The 14,359-nt window shown below is 60.0% G+C and carries 8 protein-coding genes and 1 tRNA gene; 1 reads left to right on the top strand and 8 read right to left on the bottom strand.

All coding sequences use genetic code 11. From position 1 onward, the window contains the following. The first annotated feature begins 132 nt into the window (after positions 1-132). Positions 133-960 (top strand): hypothetical protein, encoded by an 828-nt coding sequence (locus tag AC1Z24_RS06070; protein WP_483744930.1) that lies wholly within the window; start codon positions 133-135, stop codon positions 958-960. 286 nt (positions 961-1,246) lie between these two features. Here AC1Z24_RS06070 and AC1Z24_RS06075 read toward each other — a convergent pair. The 8 genes from AC1Z24_RS06075 to uca form a co-directional block, all read right to left on the bottom strand. Next, a tRNA-Gly gene (locus tag AC1Z24_RS06075) sits at positions 1,247-1,320 on the bottom strand. 244 nt (positions 1,321-1,564) lie between these two features. Then, positions 1,565-2,458: an alpha/beta fold hydrolase gene (locus AC1Z24_RS06080; protein ID WP_483744931.1), complete on the bottom strand. Its 894-nt coding sequence runs from the start codon at positions 2,456-2,458 to the stop codon at positions 1,565-1,567. A 304-nt stretch (positions 2,459-2,762) separates the two neighbouring features. Further along, positions 2,763-3,455, bottom strand: a complete 693-nt coding sequence (locus AC1Z24_RS06085) for a pseudouridine synthase (RefSeq protein WP_483744932.1) — start codon at positions 3,453-3,455, stop codon at positions 2,763-2,765. A gap of 4 nt (positions 3,456-3,459) precedes the next feature. Then, positions 3,460-3,693 carry a cysteine-rich CWC family protein gene (locus tag AC1Z24_RS06090; RefSeq protein ID WP_483744933.1) on the bottom strand — a complete coding sequence of 78 codons (234 nt, stop codon included), beginning with the start codon at positions 3,691-3,693 and terminating at the stop codon, positions 3,460-3,462. Then, entirely contained in the window at positions 3,690-5,171 is a 1,482-nt protein-coding gene (locus AC1Z24_RS06095; RefSeq protein ID WP_483744934.1) for a sensor domain-containing diguanylate cyclase, read from the bottom strand. Before AC1Z24_RS06095 ends, AC1Z24_RS06090 begins: the two co-directional genes overlap by 4 nt. Positions 5,172-5,304: 133 nt before the next feature. Next, entirely contained in the window at positions 5,305-8,610 is a 3,306-nt protein-coding gene (locus AC1Z24_RS06100) for a dermonecrotic toxin domain-containing protein (RefSeq protein WP_483744935.1), read from the bottom strand. 108 nt (positions 8,611-8,718) lie between these two features. Continuing rightward, positions 8,719-10,527, bottom strand: a complete 1,809-nt coding sequence (gene atzF, locus AC1Z24_RS06105) for an allophanate hydrolase (RefSeq protein WP_483744936.1) — start codon at positions 10,525-10,527, stop codon at positions 8,719-8,721. A 39-nt stretch (positions 10,528-10,566) separates the two neighbouring features. Next, entirely contained in the window at positions 10,567-14,232 is a 3,666-nt protein-coding gene (uca, locus tag AC1Z24_RS06110) for an urea carboxylase (RefSeq protein WP_483744937.1), read from the bottom strand. Between the last annotated feature and the right edge of the window lie 127 nt (positions 14,233-14,359).

Raw genomic sequence — 14,359 nt, forward strand, 5'->3', positions numbered from 1 at the left:
ATTGCGAATGGGATTGTTGGATGAGGCTCTTGGTTTGAGTACCTGTAACACGGTGAAAAATTTGCTGATAGGTACCGACGTTTGGCAACGGAGCCCTTATCATTCACCCATCCCATACGTCAGGTGCATAAAATGGACAGTAGCAGTCGCGCTGCAGCAATCGAGTCATGTGAAGGAATTCTTCGTAAAGACTATCAAAGCAACGTAGAGAAGGGGATCTGGAGCACCATCAATAGGCGCATTGAAGGTTTGCTCGCCAGAACCAGTGAGCTTGCTGACGTCTACATTGAGTTGTACGAGTCGCTGGGTGAGGATTCTAGAGCTCTCAAGTCGTTTTTCGATGTGCTGAACATAACGGTTTATTCATTGAATCCCGAAAAGATTAAAGATGCTCGCCAAGACAGAGATGAACTCACTGAATTGAATATTCGAATTACAGAGGCCTCAAAGCTACTCTCCGATTTGATTTCTCGCCGAACAGAGGTTCAAGAAATATCTAGCTTTCGGAGCAATACCTATTACCATGTTATTGATGTTGTAAGAGATGCCGCTGAGAATAACGGTCTCTTTTCTTCTCATGTGGAAGGTAAGCTGGAAAATCTAACATATCAGTATGATCTTAAATATTGGCCATCGATAAGCGAGGTCGTTTCGACGATCGGAGTCAATGCGCAAGCTGCAACCACAGTCGCACGTTCTTTAGCTGCTAGTGCAGCGACTGATGCGCGTCGCCCTGGCTTGTCAGATTTCCTTAGAGCATTTGAGGCCGCTCTTGATGACAACAGAGTGAGGCGATCCGGATTCATTCCGAATACATTCTCGATGTCGAATAACTCAACCGCTTCTCTGGTCAATTGCGCACTTGAGTTGGAGGTCGATGATCTGATCGACGGCAGCTTTGTGAAACGATTTCGTCAACGTGAGCGCGAAAAGAAGGCTGCCCAGGTGAAGGTCGATTGAGAATCTGCTGCGGCTGGCTTTTTGGTTTCGGCAGGGGGGAGGTGGCAATGCCTTTCACCCCCTATCCACTGTCCACGAAGGCGGCTTTAGCCTTTAGGCGTTTATTGAATAACTACAAGGAGGGGGTGATCTGTCGAAGCGTCAGATTAGAAAGAACCGACGGTGCACCAATTTTTGATCTTTTCAGGGTTTTAGCGACGTTAGGAATGCCGTCTGTGAACTGGTTCTTACAGGAGAAAATTAGAGAGGAGATGAGCTGAAATGCCCGAAAACACTGGAGGAAAGGTGGAGCGGGTAGAGGGAATCGAACCCTCAACTAAAGCTTGGGAAGCTTTCGTTTTGCCACTAAACTATACCCGCATTACGCGTTTCACGGTGCACCAACGGGGGGTGTCCAATAAGAACCCTCGTTATCAGCTTGGGAAGCTGGAGTAATGCCATTATACGACACCCGCTTTGAGCGGCTGACTTTGTACCAGAAGCGGCCGGTTAATTGAAGCGATAATTTCGCTCTCCTGATCGGCGCCTCCGCGCGGAAGTCATTCGCCAAGTGCCTTGGGTGGCTCGTTGGCGAATGATTCCGGTGCTCGGTCGGGCGGTTGATTCAGAGTGCAAATGCATGTTGCTCCTGAGGTTGATGGAGGCGGTGGCGGCTTGGCTGGCTGCCGGGTTGATCGGTCTTAAGGAAGTCCAGTACCGCGTTGCGTGAGTCGCGGCAGGCAGCTTTGTGTTCCATGTCGAGGAAGTGGCCGGTGCTCTGGATGGTGCTGAAGGTGCTCTTCTGCACGCATTGCCCGAACAATCGGGCGTCCTGGGCGGCGGTGTATTCGTCCCACTCACCGTTCATGAACATTACCGGCACGTTGATGTTGCTGGCGGTGCTCAGGTAGTTGCTTTCATTGAGGGTCAGGACTTCGCTGATATGGAAGTGCATCTGGTCGTACTCGTGCAGGTCCAGGCTGCTTACATGCCGGTAGTTGAAGCGCTTGAACAATGAGGGCAGGTGCTTGCCGATGGTGTCATTGACCAGGTTGCCTACCTCAAAACGATCCCGCGCGCCCAGGTGTTTCACGCCACGCTCGAGGTAGTCGCGCATGTGTTCGTTGATCACCGGCGAGAACGAGCTGATCACTGCCTTTTCGATACGCCGTGGGCGATTCGCCAGGGCGACCAGGGTGGCGGCGCCGCCCCAGGAAAAGGACATCACATGTTCGGCGGCGAAGTGGTCGATCAGTTCCAGCAGGATCTGGCCTTCCATTTCTTTGGTCAGCGGCTTTTCGTGCAGGTTGTGGGCCTTGGATTTGCCCGCATAGGGTTGGTCGTACAGCACGACGTTGAATTGCGGATGCAGGTTGCGGACGGTCTGGGCAAAGGATGCGGTCGTGGCCAATGACCCATTGACCATGACAATGGTCTTCTCCGCCGCCTCTGCGCGATAAAACTCCGTGTAGACCCGGAACTGGCCCTGTATATCAAGCACAGAAATTTCTGGCCTCATATCGTATGTCTCCTGACGTGGACGGATTAGCGCGCAACCGAAATTGCACGGTTTTTCGTGACAGGTAGGCATGCGCCTGGGAATGGCCCTGTGTCGATCCGGAACAAGCTGTCCGACAGGTATTGTTATTGGCGGGCGATTTGCCATCCGGACCGGGTCTCGGGTGGCAAAAGGATTTCTTAGAATGTGCTCATGACTCATCGGTCACATGGAGACCGACGATTGGATTCAAGCAGTCGGACTGCAAACCCGCAAGTGCCGTTCGTACATTGTCCGCCGCGTTCTGCCGGGCGGTCACCAGTCGTCAGACCAGCAGGATTTCTGCGGCGTGCAGGGCTCGGTACTGCCCGGGCTCTAGCACGGGGTCCAGCAGCAGTGGGCCCATGCTTTCGCGGTGCAGGCGCAGGACCTTGTTGTCGAAGTGGCCGAACATGCGTTTGACCTGGTGGTAGCGTCCTTCGACGATGCTCAGCCGGGCGACGGACGGTCCGAGCAGGGTCAGTTGCGCAGGCTGGGTGGTGAGATTTTCGAAGGCAAAGTAGAACCCTTCGGCGAATTTTTCTACGTAGCGCTCATCGATCACCTGCTCGGTTTCGACGTAGTAGACCTTGGGCAGTTTGGTCTGGGGTTGGGTCAGGCGGCGCGACCACTGGCCGTCGTTGGTGATCAGCATCAGCCCGGTGGTGTTGAAGTCCAGACGCCCGGCGATGTGCAGTTCGTCCTTATCCAGCTCGTTGAGCAGGTCGAGCACGGTGGGGTGCACAGGGTCGCGGGTGGCGCTGACGCAACCCTGGGGCTTGTGCAGCATGAAGTAGCGGGCGGCCTTTGCGGCTTGCAGGGTTTCACCATCGAGCTGAACGCTACTGAACTCACGCACTTCGTGATGAGGATTGTTGACGGGCTGCCCGTCGACCTGCACACGCCCGGTGGCCAATGCCAGGCGCACGTCCTTACGATTGATGTGCGGCAGATTGCTGAGGAAGCGGTCAAGGCGCATCGGGCTATTCGACAACCGGTGCGGCGACTTGCTCTACGCCGGCGCAGCGTGGGCACAGGCAGGCTTTGTCACGCAGATCGGCGGGCAGTCTGGCCAGTCGCTCAGGCTCGATACTGACTGAAAAGCACCAGCAGGGCTGTGCCACCGTGCGTGGGTCGGCCAGGGTGCAGCTGTTGCTGAAACCGCAGACCGGGCAGTTCTGTGGGGTCTTCGATGGAGGGCTCGTTTGAGTGCTCATGCCAGTTGCGCAATATCGTCGCTGACGCGGTTACGTCCGCTCTGCTTGGCATGGTACAGCGCTCTGTCAGCGCGGGCGATCAGGCTTTGCAGGCTGTCGTCGGCTTGCAGCTGGGCCAGGCCCAGGCTGACGGTGACGTTCAGGGTGCTGCCGGAGAAGGCGTAGGCATGGTGCTCGACCAGCACGCGAATACTTTCTGCCACCCGGCGGGCGCCTTCACGGTCGCTGTCCTTGAGCAGGATGATGAATTCCTCGCCGCCCCAGCGACAGATGATGTCGGACTGGCGCAGGCAGCTCTTCAGGTCATCGGCAAAGCCCATCAACACGGCATCACCCGCCAGATGTCCATGGGTATCGTTCAACTGTTTGAAGTTGTCGAGGTCGAGCAGCACGGCGGTCAGTGGCTTGCCGTCCCGTTGCGCCTGCTTGAGCGCACGCATGGCCATGACGTCGAAGCCGCGCCGGTTGGGCAGTCCGGTAAGGCTGTCGAGGGTAGCCTGGGTTGCGATCTTGAACTGGAAGCGGCGCACGATGCGGTGCAGCAGCAACATCACCACACCAGTCACGATCAGGCAGATCAGCAGGTTCAGGTACAACGATTGCCGCACTGCGGTGAGCGCGCCGTCTTCGCGCTTGTCGACAAACAGATACCAGTTGAGCTCGGGGATGTAGCGCACATTGAGAAAATGGCTCTGGCCCTGACTTTCATACTCATAGCTGCCGCCGATGGGCTTGGGCAGTTTGTCCTTGAGGTCCTGCATGTCCGGCAGTCGGTAGATTGACTGACCCACTGTCGCGCCCTGGGGGCCGCCTTCTTCGCCGGTGAGGACCAGGCGGCCGAAATTGTCGACGAAGAAGACGCTGCGCTGATAACGCTGTTGGTAGCGGTCGATCAGCTTGATCACCGCATCCACGGTCAGACCGACACCGGCGGCGCCGATGAAGTTGTCGTTGTAGTCCATGACCTTGTAGTTGATGAAAAAAGTCAGGCTGTCCTTGTTGGCCATGTCCGGGTCGACGTTGATTTCATAAGGCGCGGCCATGTCGCGTACGCGGTAGTACCAGGTGTCCCGGGGTTCGGTGGCGCTGATCTTTTTCAGCACGCCCTTGGCCTGGTAGTAGGTCAGGCTGGCGTTGGAGACGAAGAACGAGGTGTAGGCGCCGTAATGATCCATGACCTCCTTGAGATAGCGGGTCATCTGGTCGGTGTCTTTTTCGCCGTTGACCACCCAGTCACGCATGAAGGTGTCTCGTGCCATCATCGAGGAGATCAGCACCGGCCGCACCAGGTCCTTCTGAATCTCCGAGTACACGGTATCGGAGGTCAGCGGCAGCTCGGTGTTAACGATGTTGTTGCGGATCGAGTCGCGGGAAGCGTTGTAGCTGAGCAGCGAAGTCGCCATGAAGCCGCTTCCCAGGAGAATCAGCAACGTCAGCATCAATGAGCGTTGTGATGTGATCGAGGAGCGAAAAGGCATGACGGACCCGGTGTTGTGAGCATTTTTGAAGGGGCGAATGCTAGCTCGTCGCTACCGCCTCGCGCCATCTCATTTCTTATCGGTTGATCGATATTTCGTATGACATCCGATAATGGGCGGCATTCCTGCCAGATCATGGAATGACCCGAGGTGGCAGATTTGGCGCAGTGTAGGACGGTCCTTGCTTGAGCAGCGTGTCGAGCGCTGAACAACGGCAGTGCACCAGCAGGATCTTGTCGTAATGGATGCCTTTGTCGAACAGCAGCGTGAACAGCTCTTCCAGATCAGGCGCCGTCATGCCGAAGCGGTTTCTGACTGTCAGCACATCCGTCGGCGTAGCTGGCAACTGGCCTTTGAACGGCGATTGATGGGTGCTGCTGACAACATCACTGATGTCATCGTAGGTTTCCCAACGGCCCTGAAACTTCGCCAGGACGTAGTTTTTCATATGGCCGGACTTTGCTGTGCCGGCCATCATTTTGTCGGTCAGGACCAGCGGTGGCAGTGACGAGGGCGTATTGCCTGCACTGTTGGAAATCGCATAGGCCCTTATCCGGCGGTGAGCGACTTGACGCAGGACCGGGTCGACCAGGGCAGAACCATGAGGCGCATAGGTGTAGACATGAGTGCCATTGGGCAGCGCGACGGTGCGGCTCCAGGGCAGGTAGTAACCGTGGGTGCTGACCAGCAGGGTCGTGGCCTGGTGCTTGTTTGAGGTCCAGAGCAGAAATTTTCGCCCCAGCTTCCAGACTTTTACCGGCAAGCGCCGTATGGACGGATTGCCCGGAACTGTCCAGCTCTTGAGCAGGCTGTCAGTGTGGAAGAAGCGCTCCAGGCGGGTTCGGCGCGGGTGCGTCCAGTGATTGAGGATGGCGGTGAAGCCACCCTTCTCAATCTGGCTAATGGGCTCGTCGGTGTTTTTCTGTAGGACCGGCTTTAGCCGGGAGGGTGATCTGCGGGTTAAAGCCGGTGCCACGGAGGTTCTGCCGGGTGCCCGGTGCAACCTTCTTAGCGCTTGCAGCAGCCGTGGTGTTGCCGGTGACAAGTCCAGTAAACCCAGACTCAGTGCGGCCAATATCGCCTGTTGTTTTTCCGAGCCGCGATAGCCGGGCAGGGCAGCCGAAGCAGCATGCAGCGACAGCAGCCCGACCTCTATCGCCAGGGACGCGAGCGCTACTGGAGTCAGCAGCAGCGACATGGGCGCGAGCAACAGTTGCAGGTGGCTGAGGTGACGGGTCCAGTAGCGCAGGGACAATTCTCGTGACGTAACGATCTGCGTCTGCGCTTCTTGCAACTGGTTGTCCCTCAGCGTCCGATGCATGAAGGCAAAGGGCGAATCAATAAGGGTGGTTTCATACAGCTTGTACGCCTTGGCGTCCCGCACATCGGGGTTGTAGATACCCTCGGCCCAGGGCCTGAGCAGTGAGACGGCATCGTCGCAGGGCTGCACACCGCCCCATATCCTCAGCAGGTAATCGAGGCGTGTGTGATGGCGGGCGGGAATGTAGTCGAGTACCGACTGCCGCCATTGTTCGTCCGCCGCACTGCTGCGTAGATGATCGACAAGTTGTGCAGGGCTCTGGAATTCCATGAACGCCTTGGCACTGCCTGCCTGATAGAGAATTCTGCGCGGTTTGTCGTGCTCTTCAAGAACCAGCAACCCGGCGCAGTATTGCCGTTCGACGCCTTCAAACAACAGGCTGAAGACGTTGAACCCTAGTGCCTGCCACTGCGCCCTTTCGTTGCCTGCGAGGGCTTGGACCACTGTGTCGAATCCGCTGCGGGTGAGATTGCCACGTTTGAGTGCGATGACCGCCTGGGCGACAAGTCCTGCCTGAAATGCCTGCTCGATACTGTCTTTGTGCTGCTCCCAGAAGTGAATGACCTGTGCGGACATCAAGGCAAGAAAGTCGACGCTCTTGACCGTGTCTTCTATGGCCTCGGGGCTGATCGACAGGGCGCGCTCGGCCGCCCATTCACCTTTGCCGGTGGCGTCGAGGTAAACCACGCTGCGCCCGCCGTTGTCGAGGTAGCCCAGGGGTTGTTCGACCCGGTAATTGTTGATCAGCGCCCTGCCCAGGCTGATGGGTTTGGTATCGGGGACATACACGAAGTTGCTTGGCAGGCGCGCGTTGCCAAGGGGTGTGGTCGAGGTGCCCGGCAGATAACGGATAAAGACATGATAGGGGTTGAGCAGCAGGCCGTAGCGATCAAACAGGGCGCTGCGCATGGCCTTGGCGGCGCTGCGCTGTACAGCGGGAAGATGCCTGAGAATATCCGGCTGCACATTCCACAGATCGACGGCGCTGATCAGAGCCATGCTGCGCTTGATGGGCCTGAGCAGTTCGACGCTGCTCGGCGGTTCCAGGGAATCACCGCTGTCTTCTGTGAGTGAGCGTTGTTTCTGCAGGCGGCTCAGGTTATCGAACAGATCACCCTGCACAAGGGTCGCGCGGTATTCGGTGATGGCTGAGTCATCTGGCAGAGGTACGAGACCGCGTGCCGCTCGCAGGGCTTCAAGCAGCCTTGCGGCCATCTGCCTGGGGTCGTCGCTGATGTATTCGATGACGCTCTTGCTGCCAAGTACATGAATGAAGCAGTGGGAGGTGTTTTTCGACCTGAGTTGGAAGAGGCCCGGCACCGGAGTGCCGTTCACCGACAACATGTGCAGTTCGGCCAATTGCCCGCGGGCGACTTCGGTCAGGCAGGCGGGTGAGGTCGGGAAGCTGTTCAGGCCCATGGCATCCAGGGCCAGCAGGTAACCGTCGCGACTGATCCTTTTGCGTGCGAGCTGGCGGGCCAGTTGATCGAGAAATGCCAGTTTGCTTAACGCGCGGTAGGTCTTTTCATGGTGGTTCCAGAAGTTCTGGAAGCACGTTTCATAGTCGGCCTGCCAGGTGTTGTCGCGCAGCAGTTCGATCAGTTTTGAGGCGGGCAGGCCAGGAATTGCAGGAGATAAGTCTTCGGTTTCGACCGGGCAACGGGTCAGGGCGACGAAGCTGGGCGTGTCGAAACAGGTCATGCCCAGTTCGGTCAGGGACAGGCGCAGGCTGAACTGTTCGCTGCCGTCGGTGCTGATAGCCGGATCGTCCTCAGTGATGAAGGTGATGTGGGTGTCGTCGGGCGAGGGGGAGTCAGGGCTGTGGTCTTCGAGCATGTGCCGCAGGCGTTTGCGCACATAGGCGCGCAGGGACGGTGGGTAATCCATGTCCAGTTGCCAGGCCTGCAGGAACAGCACTGAGTGGGCGATCAGCTTGAAACCGGGGCTTTTGCGCAGGGATTTGAGTCGTTGCAGGGCGCGCAACTGATCCGGGTCAAGTGCGTCGGTGCTTGGGCCTTGGGCGGTTGACGGGTCGATCCGCGGGTCGAGTTCAAGGCTGTGTTCGCCAAGCAGGTGCAGTGCCCGATCCTTGGGCGTGGGTTTCCAGTGTTCTTGCATGGTGGCCGATGACGGTGAGAAATGGTCCTGAACTATGGCGCTCGACACGCACGAAAAAGGCTAATTATGTATTTTGTTCGGCGCGCCCAAGGACGCGCCGCGTAGGACTCAGCGCTGTTGCAGGTAAGCACGCCAGCCGCCCAGGTGGCTGATATCGGTTGCACCTTGCAGGCCGTAGGGTTCGCAGATAAAGCCGGTTTCCCAGCGGCCGTCGGCCAGTTGCACCTTGCCCAGCCCCAGTGGCGCAGGAATACCGGTGAGGAACGAACCCAGTTCGCTGCTCGGTAGTTCCCAGACTTCCACGGCAATGGCGACGCCGCCCTGATCGACCCGGACCATGCCAGGACGCAGCGGCGGGCCGCCTGCCAGGGCATACAGCTGATAGTCGGGTGAGCTGAGGGTGCTTTCCAGCAGGCGGGCGCCACGCTGTTTGAGTTGCCAGTTCAGCGCCAAACCATCCAGATGCGCGCCACAGACCACCAGCCGAGCCCTGTCATGCTGCGCGCCGGTCGCCGGTTTGTTCAGCGTGATTGCCTGTCCGCCAATCAACGGCAAGGCAGTCTGGCGTTGCAGGGCGTCGGCCAGACTGAGCAGGTATTGATCGGTGAAGACCCGACCGAACAGGGTCACGCCCCAGGGCAGGCCGTTGGCCATGAAGCCGCCAGGGACGGCGACGGCGGCGTAATCCAGCAGGTTGACGAAGTTGGTGTAGTAGCCCAGTTCCGAGTTGCGCAGCACAGGCTCGGCTTGCAGTTCGGCGGAGCTGACCGGGCGGCCGATGCTTGGGGTGATGACGCAATCCAGGCTTTGCAGGGCCTTGTCGCAGATGGCCTTGAGTTCCTGCAAACGGTATTGCGCACGGAAGGTGGCGACCCCGGTCACGCTTGGGGCTTTGGCCAGTACCGCACGGATCACCGGCAACACGGCGTCGGGATTTTTTTCCATCAACTCACCGGCCACGCTGTAGCGCTCGCAAACCCACGGGCCTTCGTATAACAGCCGTGCGGCTTCGAGGAACGGCGACAGATCGAGGGGCACGGCCTCGCCACCGAGGGCAGTTAAGTGGGCGATGGCGTCGGCAAATAGTTGTGGCCCTTCGGTGCAACCGAAAAACTCCAGGTCTTCATCACGAGGTACGCCAAAGCGAAACGGCTTGGGTGCACCGAAGGCTGACGGTGCGTTCCACAGCGGGTTGCTCCGGCTGTAGGCGTCACGCGGGTCGGGTTGCGCCGTCAAGCCCAGAAGCTGGCTGGCTTCCCTTGCGGTTGCGGTAAAGGTTGTGACGCAATCCAGGGTGCGGCAGGCCGGGACCACGCCGCCGGTGGAGATCAGGCCAACACTGGTCTTCATGCCCACCAGATTGTTCAGCGCGGCGGGCACGCGTCCGGAGCCGGCGGTGTCGGTGCCTAGGGCAAAGCTGCTGACTTGCAGAGCTACGGCCAGGGACGAGCCGGCGCTGGAGCCGCCCGACGGGTAGTCCTTGAGCACGCTGTTGGGGCATGCGCCGTAGGGCGAGCGGCTGCCGTTGAGGCCGGTGGCGAACTGATCGAGGTTGGTCTTGCCCATTGGGATTGCACCCAGGGCGAGCAGGCGCTCGACCACGGTGGCCGACCGTTCTGGCGTGTAGGCGTAGGCCGGGCACGCGGCGGTTGTAGGAATACCGGCCAGGTCGATGTTGTCCTTGATCGAGAACGGCACGCCGAACAGCGGCAGATCATCGATGCTTTTGCCTTCCAGTGCCTTGAGATAAGGCTCCAGCTCGGCGGGGCTGAGCAGGTAGATAAACAGGTGGTACTCAGGGTTCAGCGCTGCGGCTTTTTCCTGCAGGGCCAGGATCAACTGACGCGGGGTCAGCTCGCCGGACCGGTAGGCGGCGCGCACGGTATCCAGTTGCAGGTTGGGCAAGTCATGGCTCATGGCAAAATTCCGTTGAAAAGTCATAAGAAGTAATCCGTGTCATTCGCTGTCGAGTACGACGACCCGTTGCCCGGCACGCACCGCCGAACCGGGTTGCACCCGGATTTCCCGGACCACACCGGCCATGGAGGCCAGTACCGGGATTTCCATCTTCATCGACTCCAGAATCACCAGCACATCGCCCACCGCGACCCGCTGCCCGGCCTCGACCTGTACTTGCCAGAGGTTGCCGGCAATCGGGCTTTCAACGCCGTGCTGACCCGCGGCAAGTGGCGCCTCGTCGGCGGCAGGTGCAACCCCTTCTTCGCTGACAAAATCCGCCTGGCCGTTGGCGATCCAGCGTTCGCGCTCGGCATGAAACGCCGCCTGCTGTTGCTGGCGAAAGGCGGCGATGCCTGGGGCTTCAGTGCTGAGGAAGTCTTGATAATCGGCAAGGTTGAGGGTGCTGTGCTCGATGGACAGCGGGTAGCGCCCGAGGGGGAAGTCCCGGCGGATGCGCAGCAGCTCTTCGGCGCTGACCGGGTAGAAGCGGATCTGGTCGAAGAAGCGCAGCAGCCAGGGTTTGCCATCGAATGCGGCGACGGCGCGGTAGCGATTCCACATCTGCAGGGTGCGACCGACGAACTGATAGCCGCCGGGGCCTTCCATGCCGTAAACGCACATATAGGCGCCACCGATGCCCACGGAGTTTTCTGCGGTCCAGGTGCGCGCCGGGTTGTACTTGGTGGTTACCAGGCGATGGCGTGGGTCCAGCGGGGTGGCTACCGGCGCACCGAGGTAGACGTCACCCAGGCCCATTACCAGATAGCTGGCCTCGAATACCGTACGTTGCACTTCATCGAGGTTGGGCAGGTCGTTGATGCGACGGATGAACTCCAGGTTGCTCGGGCACCACGGCGCGTCCTTGCGCACGGTGGTCATGTATTTCTCGATGGCCAACTGGCAGGCCGGATCGTCCCAGGATAACGGCAAGTGAACGATGCGCGAGGGTACTTCCAGATTGCGACTGGCACACACTGCGTCCCATTCGCCGCTGACGATGGCCAGCAGCTCGGCCAACGGCAGTTGTTCGGGTTGGTAATGCACTTGCAACGAGCGAATGCCCGGCGTCAGGTCGATCACCCCGGCCAGGGCCTTGGCTTCCAGCGCCTGCATCAGAGCATGGCCGCGAAAGCGCAGGACCAGATCCAGCTCCGGCGCGCCGATTTCCAGCAGCAGGTGGGTGTCGCCGCAGAGGCGGGCGACGAGGCGGGTGTCGTTTGAACCTATATCCAGAACGATAGGTGAGACCAGGTTTTGTGGGACCGGCTTCAGCCGGGAAGGCATAGGTGTGGTCGATGTATTTCTATCGCCTGTTCCATTGTTTTCCCGGCTAAAGCCGGTCCCACCTAAGCCAGTCCCACCAGGTACTGCGGTGTCTGCAAAAAAACTGCGCGCCTCGGCAACACTTACCGCGCAAAACTGCACTTTATCCCCGGCCTTGAGCTGGCCGAGCTGCCACAGGTCGGCCTCGATAATGGTCACCGGGCAGACGAACCCGCCCAGGCTCGGGCCGTCCGGGCCGAGGATCACGGGCATGTCGCCGGTGAAGTCCACGGCGCCGATGGCGTAGGGGTTGTCATGGATGTTCGAGGGGTGCAACCCGGCTTCGCCGCCGTCCGCGCGGACCCATTCCGGTTTCGGGCCGATCAGGCGCACGCCGGTGCGGCTGGAGTTGAAGTGCACTTCCCATCGCGTGGCGAAGAAAGTGGCGATGTAGGCCTCGGTGAAGTATTCAGGCGCGCCATGAGGGCCGTAGATCACCCGGATGCTGCGTACCTCGGCGAGGTCTTCGAGCTGCTCGGCAGGGATACTCTGCCCGGCGCTACGCTCAAGCAGTGGCTGAATATGCAGTACGTCGCCTGCACGCAGGGCACGACCGCCATGACCACCGAACTGACCGAGGGTGAAGGTGCTTTTGCTGCCCAGATAATCCGGTACGTCGAGACCGCCGCGCAGGCACAGGTAGCTGCGCGCTCCGGCGCCGCTGATGCTGCCCAAAGCCAGGGTTGCACCGGCCGGGATCAGCAGGGCCGTGTTCATGGCCTGGGGTTGTCCCTCCAGCGTCAGCTCGATGGTTGCGCCAGTCACGGCCACCACGGCGTCGCAATTGAAGCGCAGCAGTGGGCCGCTCATGGTGATTTCCAGTGCGGCGCAACCCTCGGCGTTACCCAGCAGACGGTTGCCTTGGCGCAGGGCGCGACTGTCCATCGGCCCGGACGGCGGTACACCGACCGCCCAGTAGCCGAGGCGGCCAGGGTAGTCCTGCACGCTGGTCTGGGTACCACCGCTGAGCACTTCGAAGGTACTGGCCTGATAGATCAGCCCTTCCAGGCAGCGGGTCCACGGCTGGCCGTTGGCGAAGGGCTGATCATCGAGGATCTGCCGCAGGTAGTCGCGGTTGGTTTCCACGCCATACAGGCGGCTGTCGTGCAGGGCTTTGCCGAGATCCAGGCGCGCCTGCTCTCGGGTTGGCGCCCAACTGATGACCTTGGCGATCATCGGATCGAAAAACGGCGGGATCTCGCAACCGGCCTCGACCCAGGTATCGATGCGCAGGTGTTTGCCGTCTGCCGGGGCGAATTCGACGGCGGTCAGCAGGCCGGGGCTTGGCTGGAAATCCTTGCCCGGATCTTCCGCGTACAACCGTGCCTGAATGGCGTGGCCACTGGGTTGCAACCCGGCTCTGAGTTGCTGCAAAGGCGGCAGGTCACCGGCGGCCAGTTGCACCATCCAACTGACCAGATCGACGCCCCAGACCTGCTCGGTAACACCGTGTTCCACCTGCAGGCGGGTATTCACTTCAAGGAAGTAGAAACGCTGATCATCGCTGTCGAAGACGAATTCCACGGTTCCGGCGCTGCGGTAGCTGACCGCCTTGGCCAGCTTGATCGCCGCCGCGCACAGCGCTTCGCCCATGCCTTCAGGCAGGTTGGGTGCCGGGGTTTCTTCGAGCACTTTCTGGTTGCGCCGCTGCACCGAGCAATCGCGCACGCCGAGGGCGATGACCTCACCCCGGCCGTCGCCGAACACCTGTACTTCCAGATGGCGGGCGCGCTGAATGTATTTCTCGATGAACACGCCTGCGTCGCTGAAGTTGTTCTGGCCCAGGCGCTTGACCGCTTCGAAGGATTCACTCAACTCGTCGGCGTCGCGGCACACGCGCATGCCGATGCCGCCACCGCCTGCGGTGCTCTTGAGCATCACCGGGTAGCCGATGGCTTGGGCGGCCGTCAGGGCGTCGGCCAGGCTGTCGAGCAGTTCGGTGCCTTCAAGCATCGGCACGCCGTGGGCCTTGGCCAGGGCGCGGGCGGTGTGCTTGAGGCCGAACACCCGCAGTTGCTCGGGCGTCGGGCCGACGAAGGCGATGCCGACGTCTTCGCAGGCCTGGGCAAAGGCGGCGTTTTCCGAGAGAAAACCGTAGCCGGGATGAATGGCCCTGGCGCCCGTGGCCTTGGCGATGGCAAGGATTTTGTCCACCGCCAGGTAAGTGCCCGCTGCGGCGCCTTCGCCCAGGCTATGGGCTTCGTCGGCCTGGAGCAGATGCAGGCTGGCGGCGTCGGCTTCGGAATACACTGCAACGCCCTGAACCTTGAGCTCGCGCAGGGTGCGCAGGATGCGGCAGGCAATGGCGCCGCGATTGGCAATCAGCAGTTTGTCGAACATGGCATAACCCCCGCAGACCAATCATCGTTGGTCTCGCTATGGGAAGCGGGCCGTCCCGCTATGGGTGGTGCTGCATGACGGTCGTCCGTCATGGCGTGTTCATGGGCTTTACAATGTGGGACCGGCT

Source organism: Pseudomonas sp. JL23, from assembly GCF_056933585.1.

Excerpts from the sequence above, each read along its gene's own strand:
- AC1Z24_RS06095 (WP_483744934.1), bottom strand. The coding sequence starts at position 5,171 with ATGCCTTTTCGCTCCTCGATCACATCACAACGCTCATTGATGCTGACG.
- AC1Z24_RS06085 (WP_483744932.1), bottom strand. The coding sequence starts at position 3,455 with ATGCGCCTTGACCGCTTCCTCAGCAATCTGCCGCACATCAATCGTAAG.
- AC1Z24_RS06080 (WP_483744931.1), bottom strand. The coding sequence starts at position 2,458 with ATGAGGCCAGAAATTTCTGTGCTTGATATACAGGGCCAGTTCCGGGTC.
- AC1Z24_RS06090 (WP_483744933.1), bottom strand. The coding sequence starts at position 3,693 with ATGAGCACTCAAACGAGCCCTCCATCGAAGACCCCACAGAACTGCCCG.
- AC1Z24_RS06070 (WP_483744930.1), top strand. The coding sequence starts at position 133 with ATGGACAGTAGCAGTCGCGCTGCAGCAATCGAGTCATGTGAAGGAATT.
- uca (WP_483744937.1), bottom strand. The coding sequence starts at position 14,232 with ATGTTCGACAAACTGCTGATTGCCAATCGCGGCGCCATTGCCTGCCGC.
- AC1Z24_RS06100 (WP_483744935.1), bottom strand. The coding sequence starts at position 8,610 with ATGCAAGAACACTGGAAACCCACGCCCAAGGATCGGGCACTGCACCTG.
- atzF (WP_483744936.1), bottom strand. The coding sequence starts at position 10,527 with ATGAGCCATGACTTGCCCAACCTGCAACTGGATACCGTGCGCGCCGCC.